The following is an 18,439-nucleotide window of genomic DNA, read 5'->3' on the forward strand; positions in this document are numbered from 1 at the left end:
TGTCGGAAACGCCGACGGGGGGCGGAAGCCACGGCAGAGCCCCCACCGAGTCACAGGAGAACGACATGCGGAACTTCGCCACCACCGCCCCCATCACCGCCGTCCTCGACATCCCCGCCGGGCGCGTCGAGTTCATCGCCGCCGACCGCGCGGACGCCACCGTCGAGGTCCGCCCCGCGAACGCCGCCAAGGGCCGGGACGCCAAGGCCGCCGAGCGGGTCGAGGTCGCCTTCGCCGACGGTGTGCTGCGGATCGCCGCCCCCGAGGCGGAGCACAAGGTCCTCGGCACCTCCGGAGAGGTCGAGGTCACGGTCCAGCTCCCGGTCGGCTCCCGCGTGGAGGCCGTGGTCGCCGCCGGCGAACTGCGGGGCACCGGGCGCCTCGGCGACGTGGTCCTGGAGACCGCGCAGGGCCCGGTGACGCTGGACGAGGCCGCGAGCGCCCGTATCGCGGTCCAGGACGGCGACATCACGATCGACCGCCTGACCGGCCCGGCCGAACTCCGCACCAAGCAGGGCACCGTCAAGGTCGCCGAGGCCGTCCGCGGCGCGGTCGAACTGCGCACCGAGAAGGGCGACATCGAGATCGGCGCCGCCTCGGGGGTCTCCGCCACCCTCGTCGCCGGTACGAGCTACGGCCGCGTCGAGAACGCGCTGCGGAACTCCCAGGGCGCCGCGGCCGAGCTGAACATCCACGCCACCACCGCGTACGGCGACATCACCGCCCGCAGCATCTGAATCCGCCCGATCCCGACCCCGACCTCGACCCCGAACTCGTATCCGAAGCAGAAGGAGCACTTCCCATGAGCAACCTGGCCATCGCGGCGCACGGGCTGCGCAAGTCCTACGGAGACAAGGTCGTCCTCGACGGCGTCGACCTGGCCGTCCCCGAAGGCACCGTCTTCTCCCTGCTCGGCCCGAACGGGGCCGGCAAGACCACCGCCGTGAAGATCCTCTCCACCCTGATCTCCGCCGACGCGGGCACCGGCGCCATCCGGATCGGCGGCCACGACCTGGCGGCCGCCCCGCAGAAGGTGCGCGCCTCGATCGGCGTCACCGGGCAGTTCTCCGCCGTCGACGGCCTGATCACCGGCGAGGAGAACATGCTCCTGATGGCCGACCTCCACCACCTCTCCAAGCGCGAGGGCCGACGGGTCGCGGCCGAGCTCCTTGAGCGCTTCGACCTCGTCGAGGCCGCGAAGAAGCCCGCCTCGACCTACTCCGGCGGCATGAAGCGGCGGCTCGACATCGCGATGACGCTGGTCGGCGACCCGCGGATCATCTTCCTCGACGAGCCGACCACGGGTCTCGACCCGCGCTCCCGGCACAACATGTGGCAGATCATCCGCGGTCTGGTCTCCGACGGCGTGACCGTCTTCCTCACCACCCAGTACCTGGAGGAGGCCGACCAGCTCGCCGACCGCATCGCCGTCCTCAACGACGGCCGGATCGCGGCCGAGGGCACCGCCGAGGAGCTGAAGCGGCTGATCCCCGGCGGGCACGTCCGGCTCCGCTTCACCGACCCGGCCGGCTACCGGGCCGCGGCCCTCGCCCTGGACGGGGCCATCCGGGACGAGGAGTCGCTCGGCCTCCAGGTGCCCAGCGACGGCAGCCAGCGCGCCCTGCGGGTCCTGCTCGACCGGCTGGACGCGGCCGGTGTCGAGGCGGCCGAACTGACCGTCCACACGCCGGACCTGGACGACGTGTTCTTCGCCCTGACCGGCCCGGGCGCGGCGGTGCCGGGCCAGTCCGCCCCGGCCGCCCCGGCTGACCGCTCCGCCTGAACAGCCCCGCCCCGACAGCCCTTCAGCCCGCCCAGCCCGCCCCGCCCGCCCCGCCCGCCCCGCCCCGTCCAAGGAGGACGAACGATGAGCTCCCTCTCCCTCGCTGTACGCGACTCGGCCACGATGCTGCGCCGCAACCTGCTCCACGCGCGCCGCTACCCGTCGCTGACGCTGAACCTGCTGCTCACCCCGATCATGCTCCTGCTGCTGTTCGTCTACATCTTCGGCGACACCATGAGCGCGGGCATCGGCGGCGGCGTCCCGGACCGCTCCGCGTACATCGCGTACATCGTCCCGGGCCTGCTCCTGATGACCATCGGCAGCACCACGATCGGGACGGCGGTCTCCGTCTCCAACGACATGACCGAGGGCATCATCGCCCGCTTCCGCACCATGGCGATCCACCGCCCGTCGGTGCTGGTCGGACACGTCGTCGGCAGCGTGCTCCAGTCGGTCGCGAGCGTGGTCCTGGTCGGCGCGGTCGGCGTCGCCATCGGCTTCCGGTCCGTGGACGCCACCGCCCTGGAGTGGCTGGCCGCCTTCGGTCTGCTGGTGCTCTTCTCGCTGGCGCTCACCTGGATCGCGGTCGGCATGGGCCTGGTCAGCCCGAACGCCGAGGCGGCCAGCAACAACGCGATGCCGCTGATCCTGCTGCCGCTGCTGTCCAGCGCGTTCACCCCGGTCGACTCGATGCCCGGCTGGTTCCGCCCGATCGCCGAGTACCAGCCCTTCACCCCGGCCATCGAGACCCTGCGCGGTCTGCTGCTCGGCACCGAGATCGGCCACAACGGCTGGCTGGCGGTCGCCTGGTGCGTGGGCCTCGCGGTCCTCGGCTACTTCTGGTCGACGTCGAAGTTCAACCAGGACCCCCGGTAGGCGCCGCCGCGTGACGCCACTCCTCTCGTACCGCCCAAGGGCGGCGTACCCCGGCAACACGCCGGAGCGCGCCGCCCCTTCGGCGTTCCGGGGTCCTTCGATACGCGCGCGGATCTGTCCAAATCCCTTGCCACGCCCTAGATTTACTCGGAAGTAAGGTTACTGTCCGGTTCTCGACGCCCCGAGGAGCCGCACGTGCCCGTCCCCGAGCCGCAGACCCTCCGCACGGCACCGCCGCCCTCACTGGTCCGCGTCGACGGGACCGTACGCGAGGCGTCCGTGCCCGCGCTCGTCCCGCCCGTACGGCGCGGCTCGCTCGCCGACCTGCCGTACACCACCGCACGGGAGGAACCCGCGGCCGTCCTCTTCGCCCGCAAGCGGCCCGACGGCGGCTGGACCGACGTCACCGCCGCGACCTTCGCGGCCGAGGTGCACTCCGTCGCCAAGGGGCTCATCGCCCAGGGGCTGCGGCCCGGCGACCGGCTCGCCCTGATGGCCCGTACCCGGTACGAGTGGACCCTCATCGACTTCGCTGCCTGGGCCGCCGGGCTCATCACCGTCCCGGTCTACCCCACCTCCTCCGCGTACCAGATCCGCTGGATCCTCCAGGACTCCGGCGCCGCCGCCTGCGTCGTCGAGGACCCGGCCCAGGCGCGCCTGGTCTCCGCCGAGCGGCGCCAACTACCGTCGCTCGGACAGCTCTGGGTGCTCGACACCGGTGCCGTCGACCAGTTGCGCAAGGCCGGGGCGCACGTGCCCGACGAGGCCGTCACCGCCCGCCGCGGGCTGCTCACCCCGGAGACCCTCGCCACCCTCGTCTACACCTCCGGCACCACCGGCCGCCCCAAGGGCTGCGCGCTCACCCACGGCAACTTCCTCACCGAGGTCGACAACGCCGTCGGCCTGCTCCACCCCGTCTTCAAGGCGCTCACCGACGAACCCGCCTCCACCCTCCTCTTCCTCCCGCTCTCCCACGTCTTCGGCCGCATGGTCGCCATCGGCTGCGTCCGCGCCCGCGTGAAGGTCGGGCACACCCCGTCCGTGGAGAGCGACGAACTCCTCGCCGACCTGGCCGCCTTCCGGCCGACCTTCCTCCTCGCCATCCCGTACGTCCTGGAGAAGGTCTTCCACACCGCCCGCGCCACCGCCGAACGCGCCGGCCGCGCCGCCTCCTTCGACCGCGCCGCGCGGGTCGCCGAACGCCACGGCCGCGAGGCGCGCCCCTCACTCGGACTGCGCGCCGCGCACGCCCTCTACGAGCCGCTCGTGTACCGGCGCATCCGGGCCGCGCTCGGCGGCCGTGTCCGGCACGTCATCTCCGGCGGCTCGGCGCTCGGCACCCGGCTCGCCGAGTTCTTCGCCGGTGCGGGCATCGAGGTCTACGAGGGGTACGGCCTGACGGAGACGACCGCAGCCGCCACCGTCACCCCGCTCGGCGGACCGCGCCCCGGCACCGTGGGCCGCCCGCTGCCCGGCACGGCCGTGCGGATCGCCGACGACGGCGAGATCTGGCTCAAGGGCGGGCATGTCTTCGCCGGTTACTGGGACGCGCAGCGCGGGGTCGCCCTGCCGTACACCGACGAGGGCTGGTTCCCCACCGGCGACCTGGGCGCCCTCGACGGCGAGGGCCATCTGCGCATCACCGGCCGCAAGAAGGACATCATCGTCACCTCGGCGGGCAAGAACGTCGCCCCCGCCCCGCTGGAGGACTGGCTGCGCGCCCACCCGCTGATCGCCCAGTGCATGGTCCTGGGCGACGACCGCCCGTACATCACCGCCCTGATCACCCTCGACCACGAGGGGCTGCTCCACTGGCGGCGCATGCGGCGCAAGGACCACCTCGCCCTGTGGGAGCTGGCCCGCGACGAGGAGCTGATCGCCCTCGTCCAGCGCGCCGTCGACGAGGCCAACCGGCTGGTGTCACGGGCCGAGTCGATCCGCGCCTTCCGCATCCTGACGCGCGAGTGGACGGAGGCCGCCGGGCACCTGACCCCGTCCCTGAAACTCAGACGGCGGGCGGTGCTGCGGGACTTCGGGCGGGAGATCGACGAGATGTACGGGGGCTGAGCCAGGCTAGGGCCACAGCAGCTCACGCACCCACAGGCCCTGCTCCCGCCGATACCGCAGCCGGACGTGCCGCCGCCGCTCGTCGCCCTGGAAGAACTCCACCTCGTCCGGCTCGACCACGTACAGCGTCCAGCTCGGCACGTCGGCCTCCGGCTCCCGCGACGCCCGCTCCCAGGCGTCGGCACTGGCCCCGGCGAGCACCTCCGCCGATGCGAGCACCTCGCTCTGATGCCCCACGAGCGCGGAGGCGAGTGCGCCGGGCGTACGCGCGTGCAGATCGGCGTACGCCTCCTCGGGCGTCCCGGTGGACACCCGCCCCCGCACCCGCACCTGGCGCCCCTGGACCGGCCAGTAGAAGGTGAGCGCCGCCTCGGCCCGGGCGGCGAGCTGCCGGCCCTTGGCACTGCCCGCGTGCGAGGCGAAGTGCCAGCCGCGCGCGTCGGCGTCGTGCAGCATCACGATCCGCGCGTCCGGCCGCCCGTCCGCGTCCACGGTGGCGAGCGCCATGGTGTGCGGCTCCACCGCCTTGGCCGCCACGGCGGAGACGAACCAGTCGTGGAAGAGGGACAGCGGTTCGGCGGGCGCGGCGGCGGGGTCGAAGGCGGGCAGCGCGGTGTCCCAGACCCGGGACGACCGAAGGGCCTCGATGAAGGGCGACTGGCTCGTAGTCATGTCGCCCATCATGAGGCCCCGCGGGGGTGTCGGGTCCGGATCAGCCGGTGTAGTAGCCGGCCATGTCGGCGATGAGGTCGACGGTGCCGGAGTGGTTGTAGAAGGTGACCTTGCCGTCCTTGACGGGGACGACGACCAGGTTCGGGACCGTCTGGCCCGCGACGAAGTTGAGGTTCGAGGCGGCCGTGCGGGGCGTCCCGTACGGGTAGACCGAGACGAAGCCGGTCGCGGTCGGGTTGGTCGCGGTCACGTTGAGGACGACGGCGGAGTACTTCGTCCCGACCGTCAGGGTGACGGTCTTGCCCGCGCCGACCTTGCCCCAGGCGACGCCGGTGCCGTCACGCGTGTCCATGAGCCGCTTGGGCTGCATGCCGGTGAAGACGGAGCCGGTGTCCTTCTTGAAGTAGCCGGCGACGTCGGCGAGGAGGTCGACGGTGCCCGCGCGGTTGTAGAAGGTGACCTTGCCGTCCTTGACGGGCACGACGACCAGGTTCGGGACGGTCTGCCGCGCGGTGAAGTTGAGGTTCGACGCGGAGGTGCGGGGCGTCCCGTACGGGTAGGCGGAGACGAAGCTGGTCGCGGTCGGGTTCGTCGCGGTGACGTTCATGACGACGGCCGTGGCGCCGGGCTCGGTGACGGGCAGGGTGACGGTGCTGTTGGCGGCGACCTTGGCCTTGGCGACGCCGGTGCCGTTACGGGTGTCCATCAGGCGCTTGGGCGCGACGGGCTGGTAGAGCGAGCCGCCGGTGCCCTCGGTGTAGTAGCCCGCGACGTCGGCGAGCAGGTCGACCGAGCCGGCGCGGTTGTAGAACTCCACCCAGCCGTCGACGACGGGCACGGTGACCAGGTTGGCGCTGGTCTGGCCGGCCTTGAAGTTGAGGTTGGAGGCGGAGGTGCGTCGGGTGTCGTGCGGGTAGGCGGAGACGAAGCTGCCCGCGGTGGCGTTGGTCGCGGTCACGTTCAGGACCACCGCGCTGAGCCCCTCGGCGGGCACTCCGGCCTTCCCGGCCACCTTCAGGACGACCGTCCCGCCGGGACCGACCTTGGCCTTGGGGACGCCGAGGCCGGAGCGGGTGTCCATGAGGCGGGCGGGGGTGACGGGGGTGTAGGTGCCCGGGAGGGTGGTGAGGGAGGTCCCGGTGACGTTGAACGCCCCGTACGCGCCGTACGAGCGGCCGACTCCGTCCAGCGGACGGGCGGTCAGCTCCCAGCGGTACTGGCCGGACTCGATGCCGCGGCCGAGGCTGTCCTTCCCGTCCCACTTCACGCGGATGGAGGCGCCGGTGCCGCTCGTTCCCGTGAAGGTGCGGACGCCCTCGCCGTTGCCCTTGGCGATCCGCAGCTCCCAGGAGCCCACGGGCCGCGAGAAGCGCCAGACGGGGGACCAGGGACCCTCCGACGGCTCGGCGCCGAGGCCCTTGAAGTCCCCTTCCGGGACGGTCCGGTCGAGCGGGGCCAGGTCCTGGCGGGCCAGGTCGACCCGCTTGACGTGGATGTCGTTGGCGGCGTCGATGAACGCGACGCCGCCGCCGAACTTGTCCACGGTCCACGTGGTGCCGCGACCGGTTCCGGAGGAGGCCGCCGGCAGTTCGGCGAAGGCCGACGTGGTGCCGGTGGCGGCGTCGGTGAGCTGGAGCTCGGCCCCCACGTGCCGGACCAGGTAGCCGTCGCCGAGGAGGGCCTCGCCGGTCGGGACCGGCACGTTCTTCTTCAGCGTGAGGTCGTAGACGCCGGCCTTCCCCGCGGGCGCGCAGGCCCAGTAGAGCCACCGGCCGACGGCCTGGAGCTCGGACGGCTTGCAGCCGGAGCCGAGGGCGACGGGGGAGGAGGTGGTCCTGGTGACGAGGTCGTAGGAGTTGACCTGGCCGGAGACGGCGGCGTTCTTCCAGACCTTGCCGGCCCACACGGCGGCGGCCCCGTCGACGGTGAGTTCGCGGCCCTGGTGGTCGTTGTTGTCGAGGTTCAGGACCTCGCGCCGGGTGCCGTCCGTGGTGATGACGTAGCGGCCGGCGGCGTCCGCGATCGTGGGCGGCCCGGTCGGGGTGGCCTTCCGGAAGCCGGAGGTGCTGAAGGGCGATATGAGTGGGCCGGTGCGCCGGTCGGTGAGGACCGAGTCGCCGTCGCCGAGCGACTGGAGGCCGCTGGGGCCGGACGTCACCATCCCGAACATGCGGTGCCGCAGTGTGGCCTTGCTCGCGGAGGGCGTGCCCGTCAGGTCGGTGTCGACGTCGTAGAGCCCCGGGTGGCTCCCTCCCCAGGAGTTGCTGAGGTAGCTCAGCCGCCCGGCGCCGAGCGCCAGGCCGGCGTACGTCGCGGGGACCTCGGGCACCGTGCGTACGGTGCTCAGCGCGAGGGAGCCGTCCTCGCCGAGGGCGACGCGGCGCACGGCCCAGTCGGTGGAGCTGCTGCCGCCGACCGTGAGGACGCTTCCGTCGGGGGCGACGCCGAGCGTGGCCTCGGCACCCGGCAGCAGGTCCCTGGCGGTGCCGCCGCCGAGGGGGACCGCCAGGAGCTTCTCGCCGAGGATGTAGGGCTCCCTTTCGTACGACGCGTCGCGGCTGGCGACGACCCAGTCCCCGATCACGGCGAAGTCCATGGACACCCGGCCCTCTGCGGGGGCCACGACCTGCGTGGTCACGGGCTCGGCCGAGGGGGTCGCGCGGGGCGTCGTGTACACGGTGCCCTCCCCCCAGCCCCAGCGCAGGATGTGCCCTGCGGAGAGCCGGAAGTTGGCACTTGGAACGTCGGACCCCCCCAGCTCGGTGAGCGTGGCGGTCGCGTAGTCGAGGTAGTAGGCCGACGTCTGGCCCGGCATGATCGCGCCCCGGGAGTCCTGGGCGAGCGGGTACGGATCGATGCCGTCGGCGGGTATCCCGGTCACCGACCGCTCGACCGGTGCGCCGTTCTCAACCGAGAACAGCGAGAGCGTGGTGGCGATATCGTCCACTCTGGGAACGGCCACCACGGTGTCGGCGGTGAACATGTCGGACGGGACGAGGCCGGAGCGGACGGGGATCAGGGTCGTTCCGCCCGTGGCGATGTCCGTGATGGTCACGCCGCCCTCGACCGCGACGGCGCGGAGCCCGGAGTGGCTCACGTCGTTGTCGGCGTACGCCACGGTCTTCGTCGCGCCCGTGGCCGTGTCCGTCCAGAGCGTGCCCTTCGTCCCCTCCTGCCGGTGCAGGTAGCCGGTGGTACCGACCTGGAGGAGCTCGTCGGCGCGCGGCTTGAAGCGTCCGGGGTCCGGGACGACGACCTCGTCCGCGGCGGTGGTGGTGGCGGTCGGCGCCGCCGAGGCCGGGCCCGTGGCGGTCGCGGTCAGGCCGGCCGCGATGCCGAGGGTGGTGGCGACGGCGAGCGCCTTGCGGGTGCGCAGTCGTGCGGGGTGCTGCAAGGGTGTGCCTCCTTCTGGAGAGGGCTGGTGTCAGCCGCCGGTGTAGTAGCCGGCCATGTCGGCGAGGAGGTCGACGGTGCCGGAGTGGTTGTAGAAGGTGACCTTGCCGTCCTTGACGGGGACGACGACGAGGTTCGGGACGGTCTGGCCGGCGACGAAGTTGAGGTTCGAGGCGGCGGTACGGGCGGTGCCGTACGGGTAGACGGAGACGAAGCCGGTCGCGGTCGGGTTGGTCGCCGTCACGTTGAGGACGACGGCCGTGTACTTCGGGTCGACGTCGAGGCTGACGGTCTTGCCCGCGCCGACCTTGCCCTTGGCGACGCCGGTGCCGATGCGGGTGTCCAGGAGGCGGCGGGGCTGTGTGCCGGTGAAGACGGAGCCGGTGTCCTTCTTGTAGTAGCCGGCGACGTCGGCGAGGAGGTCGACGGTGCCCGCGCGGTTGTAGAAGGTGACCTTGCCGTCCTTGACGGGCACGACGACCAGGTTCGGGACGGTCTGCCGCGCGGTGAAGTTGAGGTTCGACGCGGCCGTGCGGGCGGTCCCGTACGGGTAGGCCGACACGAAGCTGGTGGCCGTCGGGTTCGTCGCCGTCACATTGAGCACGACGGCGGTGGCGCCGGGCTCGGTGACGGGCAGGGTGACGGTGCTGTTCGCCGCCAGCTTGGCCTGGGCGACGCCGGTGCCGTTGCGGGTGTCCATCAGGCGCTTCGGCGTGACGGGCTGGTAGCGGGATCCCGCCGTGCCCTCGGTGTAGTAGCCCGCGACGTCGGCGAGCAGGTCGACCGAGCCGGAGTGGTTGTAGAAGTCGATCCGGCCGTTGACTACGGGCACGGTGACCAGGTTGGCGCTGGTCTGGCCTGCCTTGAAGTTGAGGTTCGAGGCGTAGACGCGCCGGGTCCCCGACGGGTAGGCGGAGACGAAGCTGCCCGCTGTCGCGTTGGTCGCGGTCACGTTCAGGACCACCGCCGTCACGCCCGTGGCCGGGACTCCGCCGGCGCCCGTGGCCTTGAGGGAGACGGTCTTCCCGGCGCCGATCTTGGCCTTGGGGACGCCGAGGCCGGAGCGGGTGTCCATGAGGCGGGCGGGGGTGACGGGGGTGTAGGTGCCGGGGAGGGTGGTGAGGCCGACGTCGAACGCCCAGACGTTGCCGGTGCCGCGGGCGGAGGCTCCGACGCCGTCCGCGGGCTGTGCGGTCAGGACGTACGTGTACAGGCCGTTCTCGACACCGCGGCCGAGGTCGTCGCGGCTGTCCCAGTCGACGGCGACACCGGCGCCGTTCCCGGCGGTGCCGCGGTAGGTGCGGACGACCTTGCCGGCCGGGTTCTTGATCTCGACGCTCCAGGCGCCGACCGAGCGGGACAGGCGCCAGCGGAGCTTGCTGGTGCCGCCCTCGTACTGGATGAGGCCCGTGTCGAGCAGGGTGAGCGGCTGCGCGGCGACCGGGACGCGCTTGACGCGGATGTTCCGCTGGGCGTCGGTGAAGGCCACGTTCGCGCCGAACTTGTCGACGGTCCAGGTGGTCCCGCGCCCGTCGGCGGCCGTCCAGGCGGGGACCGTTGCGAAGTCCGTGGTCACGCCGGTCGCGGCGTTCGTCAGGAGCAGCTTCTGCGCCGCGCTGTCCCGGCGCACGACGAAGCCGTCTCCGAGCAGCGACTCGCCGACCGGGACGGCGACGCTCTTCTTCAGCGTCCGGTCGTAGACCCCGGCCTTCGCCTCCGCCGCGCACGCCCAGTACAGCCAGCGGCCGACCGCCTGCAGTTCGGACGGGACGCACGCGGAGCCGATGTTCAGCGCCGGCGAGGTCGTGTTCTTCGCCAGGTCGTAGGCGTTGACCGTGCCCTTCGTCGGGGCGGGCTTCCACACCTGGCTGCCCCACAGGGCGGCGGCGGAATTGGCGAGGGCGAGCCGGAGCTCGGACTCGTTGGAGTTGTCGATGTCCAGGTCGGTGGCGTACGTCATGTCGCCGCTCTTCGCCAGGACATAGCGGCCTGCCGCGTCAACGACCTGGCTCGGGGCGGGCAGTTCGGAATAGCGGAACGAGTCGTGTGTGGGCGCCTCGACCCAATTCTTCTGCCCGTAGACCGCGTTGCCGTCCCCGAGCGACCGAAGGCCGTTCGGGGTGCCGAACGGGCGGTATCGCAGCCGCGGCGCGGACGCCGAGGGCGCACCGGTCGCGCTCGTGTCGACGTCGAACAGCGCGGGCACGCTTCCCGGGATCGAGTCCGCGAGGTAGCTCAGCTGGCCGCCGCCGAGCGTCAGGCCGCCGTACGTCACGGGGACGCGCGGCACCTCCTGCACGGTGGCCGTACGGGGAGCACCGTCCTCGCCGAGCGTGATGCGGCGCACCGCCCAGTCGGAGGCGTCGGAACCACCGACGGTCAGGATGCCGCCGTCCGGGCCGACGATGAACTTGGTGGTCGCGGCCGGGAGCAGGTCCGTCGTCGCGCCGCCGCCGAGGGGTACGGTCTGGAGCTTCTGCGCGAGTACGCCGCGCTTGTCGTAGGGCTGGAAGGGCTGGACGAAGAGCACGCGGGAGCCCAGGACCGAGAACTCCACCCTGCCGCCGAAGCCGGATGGGATCGGGACCTCGGTGGTCTCGGGCGTCGCGGAGGCGTCCGTGCGGGGGACCGTGTACAGCGTGCCGCTGCCGGTGGACCAGGCCAGGACGTGGTCCGGGGCGAGCCGAAGGGTCGAGGCTCTCCTGAAGGCCGTGGGGAGCGGGGCCAGGGTGGCCGTCGCGTAGTGGAGGTAGAACAGGTCGCCGGAGGAGGCGCGGAGGATCGCGCCCCGGCTGTCCTGGCCGGAGCCGATCCGGATCAGTGTGCCCGTGCCCTCCGGGACACCGGTCACGGGGGTTTCGACGATGCCGCCGTCCACGGAGCGCACCATGGTGAGGGCTACGGACGTGCCGTCGGGCTGGGGGGTGCGGGTGACGATGCCGTCGGCGCTGTAGACCCCGGACCAGCTCTGGCCCGCGGGGACGGCGATGGTGGTCGTGGTCTGCTTCGCGATGTCGGTCACGGTGACCGAGCCGCCGCCTGTGGTGGCGTAGATGCCGGAGTGGCCGTCCTGGGCCGAGGTGGGCAGCGTAGTGGTGGTGCCGGAGGCGGCGTCCGTCCAGAGGAGGCCCGTCGTCCCTTCCTGCCGGTGGACGTAGCCGGTGGCCCCGGCCTGGACCAGGGACTCCTCGCGGGGCATGGCGCGGCCCGGGTCCGGGATCACCACCTCGTCGGCGGCCACGGGAATGTCGGCGGCCACGGCGACCGGGGCGGTCGCGGCGGCCAGCCCGGCCGTGATGCCCAGGGCGGTCGCGGCGGCGAGCGTTCCGCGCATGCGGACGCGGGCGGGTGCGGTCAAGAGAGATCCCCTCCGAAAAGCCTGATCAGGCAGCGGACGGGTGGCCTTCGTTCGCGCGTGTTCCGCGCGGCCCCCTCAGGCGCGCCCCGTCCGAAGGCGTGATCGTAACAGGGGCCACATCGGCACCGGAAGGGGATTTCGAACGGGTTCAGACGCCCTGGACCGCGCCGCTCGCGCGGCCCACCTCGTACCCCCCGTACTCCTTCACCGGCACCGCCCGCGCCGCCCCCTGGATCTCCTCGCGGATCGCGCGGGCGATCAGGTTCTTCCACGGGGTCTTCGGGAGCGTCCGCAGCAGGAACAGGCGCAGGGCGATCTTCCAGCGGGACGGGACCGTCATCTGCTTCGCCATCTTGTGGGCGAGGCGCCGGTTGAGTTCCACGCCGGGGCGCATCAGCGTCTCGTACGCCGTGAAGGCGACCACGTGGTCGCCGCCCGCCGCCGCGAGTTCGCCGGCCAGGACGTAGGCGCCGGTGAGGGCGAGGCCGGTGCCCTGGCCGGAGGCGGGGGAGGTGCAGTGGGCGGCGTCGCCGAGGAGGACGACGCGGCCCTGGGACCAGCGGTCCAGGTGGATCGTGGCGATGGCGTCGAAGTAGAAGTCGTCGGCGTCCGCCGCGTCCGCGATCAGGCGCGGGATCTCCCAGTCGTCGCCCGCGAACGCGTCCGCGAGCAGCCGCTTCTGGGCGGCGGTGTCGCGGTGGTCGTAGGCGAGTTCGGCGGGGGTGGCGAAGACGAAGAGGTTCTTGGCGGTGCCCGCGGCCTCGCCGGAGGTGCTGTAGACGCAGATCAGCTTGTCCGGGCGGGCGTGGTAGGTCTCCCAGCGGTCCAGGTCCAGGCGGTTCGGGGCGGTGAAGATGGAGACGTACGCGCCGAGGTGCTCCCGGAAGCGGCTCTCCTCGCCGAAGACCAGGCGCCGGGTGTGCGAGTGCATCCCGTCCGCGCCCACCACCAGATCGAAGCGGCGGCGGGTGCCGCTCTCGAAGGTGACGTCCACGCCCTCGCCGTCGTCGTGGAGGGAGGCGATGGAGTCGCCGAAGAGGTATTCGACGTCCTGCCGGGTCTTCTCGTACAGGATCCCGGCGAGGTCGCCGCGCATGAGCTCGTCGTCGCCCTCCGCCCGGCCGCCCAGGATCTCGGCGGGCAGCTCGCCCACCGTGCGGCCCCGCGCGTCGACGTACGAGCCGCCGGCCATGTCCGTGGAGGCCGCGCGGACCTCGGCGAGGACGCCCATCCGCTCGCAGAGCTCGATGGCCGAGCCGCGCAGGTCGACCTTGTAGCCGCCGGTGCGCAGCGCGGGGGCGCGCTCGACGACGGTCGGGACGAAGCCGTAGCGGTGCAGCCAGAGCGCGAGGGCGGGGCCGGCGATCGAGGCGCCGGAGATCAGGACCGTACGGGCTGCGCGCATGGAGGACTCCTCAGTGGGTGGGTGCGGGGCCGGGTCGTAACGGCCCCGCAGCCATGACTATACGGATGTCCTACACGGCTGTCTATGACGCTTGTATAGATTCTCCCCGGGGTGGGTGCGCGTGCCTCACCCCCGCCCCAGCACCACCGTCCCCGACGAGCAGAACCAGCCCCCCGTCCCCGACGCCACCGCCAGCTCCGGCAAGGAGCCGTCCGGGCGGCGGACCTGGAGGCCCGGGGCCTCGCCGCGGAGCTGGCGGACCGCCTCGACGAGGAGGAACAGGCCCCGCATCCCCGGGTGGCAGGCGGAGAGGCCGCCGCCGTCGGTGTTGACCGGCAGTCGTTCCCGCCGGTCCTTGTCCTGGAAGAACGCGCCCCCCTCGCCCTTCGCGCAGAAGCCCAGGTCCTCCAGGGTCACCAGGGTCATGTAGGTGAACGCGTCATAGATCTCGGCGAGTTCTATGTCGGCGGGGGTCACGCCCGCCCGCTCGAAGGCCAGCCGGCCGCTGACCGCCGCCGGGGAGACCGTGAAGTCCTCCCACTCCGACATCGTGGTGTGCGAGACGTACTCGCCGGTGCCGAGCACCCAGACCGGGGCCTTCGCCGTGTCCGGTACGTACTCCTCGGCGGCCAGCAGCACCGCGCAGCCGCCGTCGCTGCGGATGCAGCAGTGCAGCTTGGTGAAGGGGTCGGCGATCATCGGGCCGGAGAGGACCTCGTCGACCGTGACCGGGTCCCGGAACATCGCCTCCGGGTTCAGCGCCGCGTTGGCCCTGGCCTGGACGGCGACCTCGGCCAGCTGCTCCAGCGTGGTGCCGTACTCGTGCATGTGGCGGCGGGCGGCCATCGCGTACTTGGCGATCAGGGTGTGCCCGTACGGGACCTCGAACTGGAGGGGGCCGCGGGCGCCGAAGGAGAGGTTGGAGGTGCGTCGCCGGGCCTTGATGTCGGCGCGGGCGGTGGAGCCGTAGACCAGCAGGACCGCGTTGGCGCGGCCGGTCGCGATGGCGTCGGCGGCGTGCGCGGCCATGACCTCCCAGGTGGCGCCGCCGACGGCGGTCGAGTCCACCCAGCGGGGCCGCAGCCCCAGGTATTCGGCGACCTCCACCGGGGCGAGGGTGCCGAGGCCCGCCGAGGCGAGGCCGTCGATGACGGAGCGGTCGAGCCCGCTGTCCGCGAGGGCGCGGCGGGCGGCCTGGGCGTGCAGGGCGTAGGGGGTGGCCTCGTCGACGCGGCCGCAGTCGGAGAGGGATATGCCGACGACGGCGACGCGGCGACGGCGGTCCCCTGAGGTGGTGGGCATGGATCTGACGGTACATCAGATATGCCTCCCGCGATGCTCGTTGGGCGGGTGTGCGTTCGGGGGTGCGGCGGGCTGTGTTTCTGGGGGCGGGCGATCTAATATGACGCCCCGTCAGTTACGGAGGGGAGCCCCATGCGTACCGCCGCCGTCACCGAGGAGCAGCAGGAGATCCGCAGGACCCTGCGCGAACTCCTCGCCAAGCGGGCAGGACCGGCCGAGATCCGCGCCGCCGTCACCACCCCCGAGGGGTACGACACCGGGCTCTGGGCCACCATGGCCGGCACCCTCGGCCTGCCCGGGATCGCCCTGCCCGAGGAGTACGGGGGAGTCGGCTGCGGTCCCGCCGAGCTCGCCCTCGCCTGTGAGGAGACCGGCCGCGCCCTCGCGCCGTCCCCGCTGCTCGCCACCGCCGTCCTGGTCGCCCCGCTGATCGCCGCCCTCGGCACCGAGCGGCAGCGCGCCGAGCTGCTGCCCCGGATCGCCGACGGCTCGCTGACCTGCGCCCTCGCCGTGCCCGGCGGCTCGCTGCCGCTCGCCCTCGGGCTCACCGGGGACAACGCGGCCGAGCCCTGGGCCGGCGGCGGGCGCTCCGGCGGCGTCCAGGCGACCCGGCCCGCCGGGAGCGAGCGCTGGTCGCTGTACGGAGAGGCGGTCCATGTCCTCGACGGGCACAGCGCCGGGCTGCTCCTGGTCGCCGCGCACGCCGGCGGCTTCCCGCGCAGCCGCACCCTGCTCTTCCTGGTCCGGGGGGAGGAGGCCGAGGCCGGGCTCGTACGGACGCGGCAGCCCGCCCTCGACATCACCAGGTCCCAGGCCACCGTCCAGCTGAGGGACGTGGCGGGCGAGCTGCTGGGCGAGGAGGCGGGGGAGCCGCGCGCGGTCCTCGCCGCGCTCGCCGCCGCCGGGCGCACGGCGGCCGTCGCCCTCGCGGCCGAGGCGGTCGGCGCCGCCCGCGCCGCCCTCGACCGCACCGTCGAGTACGTCGGCACCCGCGAGCAGTTCGGGCGGCCGGTCGGCTCCTTCCAGGCGGTCAAGCACCGTCTCGCCGACCTCCTGGTCCAGGTCGAGTCGGCCCGCTCGCTCACCTTCTGCGCGGCCCTCGACGACGCCGAGCCGGAGGCCGGCGCGCTGGCCCTCGCCCAGGCCCTCGACGCGCTGCGGGCCGCCGCCGCCGAGACCGTGCAGCTGCACGGCGGCATCGGCATCACCTGGGAGCACGACGCCCATCTGTACTTCAAGCGCGCGGCCGCCGACGAGCTCCTCTTCGGCCCCGCCCACCGGCTGCGCGCCCGCGCCGCCGAACGCAGCGGACTGTTCGGAGAGGTGGCCTAGATGCCGATCGGGCTGCGCGTGATGCAGAAGGTCTCCTCCACCCGCGCCTTCGCGAAGGTCGCCCCGCACTTCATCCCCGCCATGGACCGGACCGTGCACCGGCTGACCCGGGGCAAGGTGATGCTGAGCGCCCAGATGCTGCCGGGCGTGGTCCTCACCGCCAAGGGGGCGAAGTCGGGGCAGCCGCGGGTCACCCCGCTGGCCTGCATGCCGGAGCCCGCGGCCGGCACCTGGCTGCTGATCGGCTCCAACTTCGGCCGCCCGGGGCATCCGGCCTGGACCGCCAACCTGCTCGCCCACCCGGACGCCGAGATCAGCTGGCGCGGTGACAGCTTCCCCGTACGGGCCCGGCTGCTCACCGGGGAGGAGCGGGCCGAGGCCTGGCGGGCGGCGCTGGCCTTCTGGCCGCCCTACGCGACGTACCAGGCGCGGATCGACCGCGAGATCCGGCTCTTCCGGCTGACCAGGACCCCGCCCCAGGGGTGAAAGAACGCCGGCGGCAGTCCGGGGCCCGTACGGGTACGGACTCCGGACCGCCGCCGGCGCGACAGGACGGGTGAAGGAGAGCCCCGAGGGCTCGCGGGGGCTACTTCGTCGGCTTCTTGCCCGTGATGCCCAGGTGGACCAACAGGGCCAGGTTCGGCTTGAGTTCGGCCTGCTTCACGCCCCAGGTCTGGAAGCCCTTCTGGTGGCCGGCGACCGCCGCCAGCATGGCCACCAGGGAGCCCGCCATCGCCGCGGGGCTGACGTCCTTGTCGACCTTGCCCTTCGCCTGGAGCTCCTTCACCGCGTCCGTCAGGGAGTTGGTGACCGAGTTCAGGATCTTCATGCGGATCTTGTAGAAGCGCTTGTCGCCCTCCGCGGCCCCGAGGTCCACCACCCGCAGGATCGCGTCGTGCCGGCGCCAGAAGTCCAGGAATCCCTCGACGAGTTCCTCGGAGGTCGCCCAGCCTGCCTTGCCGACCCAGGAGCGGCCGGAGACCAGTTCGGTCAACCCCGCGCCCTCCTTGGCCATTTCCTCCGCGATTTCGAGGACGGCGCCCTCGACGTCAGGGAAGTACTGGTAGAACGTCGCGGGTGAAGTACCCGCCTTCCGGGCCACGTCGATGACCTTGACGTCCCGGTAGGGCGAGGAGCTGAGCATCTCGCCGAGGCAGTCGAGCAGCTTCTGCCGCGTCGCCTGGCCGCGTCGTCCGGCCACGCGGCCGTCGACGGTGCGTACTTGTCCTGTCATGCCGTCAGCTTACCGAGGGGTGATCGGCGCGCGATTCGGCCGACTGCAAATGGGTATCCGGCCCCGGATCAGCGGCTCCGTCCTCAATAGGCTTATTAACAGCCTGTGGACAACTTCGGTGGACAACTCCTCCGGAGCCCTTGCGGGACAAGGGCTCCCGGCCCCCTAAAGGCACATATGTTCGTTTTTGGGGGGGTGCGGGGCACGGGGACGGACCCTAGCGTGGGGCCATGGCCGTATTCACACAGGGCACCCCCTGCTGGGTGGACGCGCAGCTCCCCGACCTCGAAGCGGGCAAGCGCTTCTACGGCGAGCTCTTCGGCTGGAGCTTCGACCCCGACCGCGACGAGGCCCTGCTCGACGGCAGACGGGTCGCGGGACTGCTCCCCAAGCGCGACGGCCGGATGCCCACCACCTGGACCGTCTACCTGGCCACCGTCGACGCGGGCGCCCTCGCCACCCGGATCAGGAACGCCGGCGGGCAGATGGTCATGGAGCCCTACCCCGTCGGCCCCTTCGGCGTCCGGGCCCTCGCCGCCGACCCCGGCGGCGCCGTCTTCGGACTGCGCCAGTCCGGCGAGGACGACGGCTTCGAGGCCGTGAACCGGCCCGGCGCCTTCTGCTGGATGGAGGTGTACACCCGCGAGCCCGAGGCGGTCGACACCTTCTACGCCACCGTCTTCGGCTGGCTCGGCCGCCAGGCCGACCCCGCCGCCGAGGGCCGCGACAGCGCCTTCGACTACCGCGTCTGGTCCCCGCCCGGCTCCCGCGCGGGCGAGGACAACGCCTTCGGCGGCCGGGCCGTCATGACCGCCGCCTTCCCCGCCGAGCTGCCCGGCCACGTCCTGCCCTACTTCGCCGTACGCGACTGCGACGCGGCCTGCGCCACCGCCGTACGCCTCGGCGGCCGGGCCGCCACCGACCCCTTCGACACCCCGCACGGGCGGATCGCGGTCCTCCACGACAACCAGGGCGCCCGTTTCGCCGTCCTCGCCGAGCCCACGGGGTGAGCGGCGA

The 18,439-nt window shown here is 72.7% G+C and carries 13 protein-coding genes; 7 read left to right on the forward strand and 6 right to left on the reverse strand.

Annotation, left to right across the window (positions count from 1 at the left end):
- Window positions 1-65 precede the first annotated feature (65 nt).
- The 4 genes from ABTZ54_RS24870 (at window position 66) to ABTZ54_RS24885 (ending at window position 4,726) form a co-directional block, all read left to right on the forward strand.
- On the forward strand, window positions 66-737 hold the full coding sequence (locus tag ABTZ54_RS24870) for a DUF4097 family beta strand repeat-containing protein (protein ID WP_351666979.1): 672 nt from the start codon (window positions 66-68) through the stop codon (window positions 735-737).
- A 65-nt stretch (window positions 738-802) separates the two neighbouring features.
- Window positions 803-1,783: an ATP-binding cassette domain-containing protein gene (locus ABTZ54_RS24875; RefSeq protein ID WP_351666981.1), complete on the forward strand. Its 981-nt coding sequence runs from the start codon at window positions 803-805 to the stop codon at window positions 1,781-1,783.
- A gap of 84 nt (window positions 1,784-1,867) precedes the next feature.
- Window positions 1,868-2,659: an ABC transporter permease gene (locus tag ABTZ54_RS24880; protein WP_351666983.1), complete on the forward strand. Its 792-nt coding sequence runs from the start codon at window positions 1,868-1,870 to the stop codon at window positions 2,657-2,659.
- A gap of 195 nt (window positions 2,660-2,854) precedes the next feature.
- Window positions 2,855-4,726 (forward strand): AMP-dependent synthetase/ligase, encoded by a 1,872-nt coding sequence (locus ABTZ54_RS24885; protein WP_502997306.1) that lies wholly within the window; start codon window positions 2,855-2,857, stop codon window positions 4,724-4,726.
- Window positions 4,727-4,732: 6 nt separating this feature from the next.
- On the opposite strand, the gene ABTZ54_RS24890 is transcribed toward ABTZ54_RS24885, so the two are convergent.
- From ABTZ54_RS24890 to ABTZ54_RS24910, 5 genes are all read right to left on the reverse strand, one after another.
- Entirely contained in the window at window positions 4,733-5,398 is a 666-nt protein-coding gene (locus tag ABTZ54_RS24890) for a pyridoxine/pyridoxamine 5'-phosphate oxidase (RefSeq protein WP_351666985.1), read from the reverse strand.
- Window positions 5,399-5,438: 40 nt separating this feature from the next.
- Window positions 5,439-8,792 (reverse strand): hypothetical protein, encoded by a 3,354-nt coding sequence (locus tag ABTZ54_RS24895; protein ID WP_351666987.1) that lies wholly within the window; start codon window positions 8,790-8,792, stop codon window positions 5,439-5,441.
- Between the two features lie 30 nt (window positions 8,793-8,822).
- On the reverse strand, window positions 8,823-12,149 hold the full coding sequence (locus ABTZ54_RS24900) for a FlgD immunoglobulin-like domain containing protein (RefSeq protein ID WP_351666989.1): 3,327 nt from the start codon (window positions 12,147-12,149) through the stop codon (window positions 8,823-8,825).
- Window positions 12,150-12,297: 148 nt separating this feature from the next.
- On the reverse strand, window positions 12,298-13,554 hold the full coding sequence (locus ABTZ54_RS24905; protein ID WP_351666991.1) for an FAD-dependent monooxygenase: 1,257 nt from the start codon (window positions 13,552-13,554) through the stop codon (window positions 12,298-12,300).
- A gap of 126 nt (window positions 13,555-13,680) precedes the next feature.
- A complete protein-coding gene (locus tag ABTZ54_RS24910; RefSeq protein WP_351666993.1) occupies window positions 13,681-14,856 on the reverse strand; it encodes a thiolase C-terminal domain-containing protein in 1,176 nt (391 codons plus the stop codon).
- A gap of 132 nt (window positions 14,857-14,988) precedes the next feature.
- Here ABTZ54_RS24910 and ABTZ54_RS24915 point away from each other — a divergent pair, with 132 nt between their 5' ends.
- Both ABTZ54_RS24915 and ABTZ54_RS24920 read left to right on the forward strand, forming a co-directional pair.
- Window positions 14,989-16,188 carry an acyl-CoA dehydrogenase family protein gene (locus tag ABTZ54_RS24915; RefSeq protein WP_351666995.1) on the forward strand — a complete coding sequence of 400 codons (1,200 nt, stop codon included), beginning with the start codon at window positions 14,989-14,991 and terminating at the stop codon, window positions 16,186-16,188.
- Window positions 16,189-16,674 carry a nitroreductase family deazaflavin-dependent oxidoreductase gene (locus ABTZ54_RS24920; RefSeq protein ID WP_351666997.1) on the forward strand — a complete coding sequence of 162 codons (486 nt, stop codon included), beginning with the start codon at window positions 16,189-16,191 and terminating at the stop codon, window positions 16,672-16,674. It begins immediately after the preceding gene.
- Between the two features lie 100 nt (window positions 16,675-16,774).
- Here ABTZ54_RS24920 and ABTZ54_RS24925 read toward each other — a convergent pair whose 3' ends face one another.
- Window positions 16,775-17,422, reverse strand: a complete 648-nt coding sequence (locus ABTZ54_RS24925; RefSeq protein ID WP_351666999.1) for a TetR family transcriptional regulator — start codon at window positions 17,420-17,422, stop codon at window positions 16,775-16,777.
- A gap of 230 nt (window positions 17,423-17,652) precedes the next feature.
- On the opposite strand from ABTZ54_RS24925, the gene ABTZ54_RS24930 reads away from it, so the two are divergent.
- On the forward strand, window positions 17,653-18,432 hold the full coding sequence (locus ABTZ54_RS24930) for a VOC family protein (RefSeq protein WP_351667001.1): 780 nt from the start codon (window positions 17,653-17,655) through the stop codon (window positions 18,430-18,432).
- The last annotated feature ends 7 nt before the right edge of the window (window positions 18,433-18,439 follow it).

Origin of the sequence: Streptomyces sp. NPDC094032, from assembly GCF_040303965.1 — a bacterium.
In the GTDB taxonomy this organism is placed as follows: Bacteria; Actinomycetota; Actinomycetes; order Streptomycetales; family Streptomycetaceae; genus Streptomyces.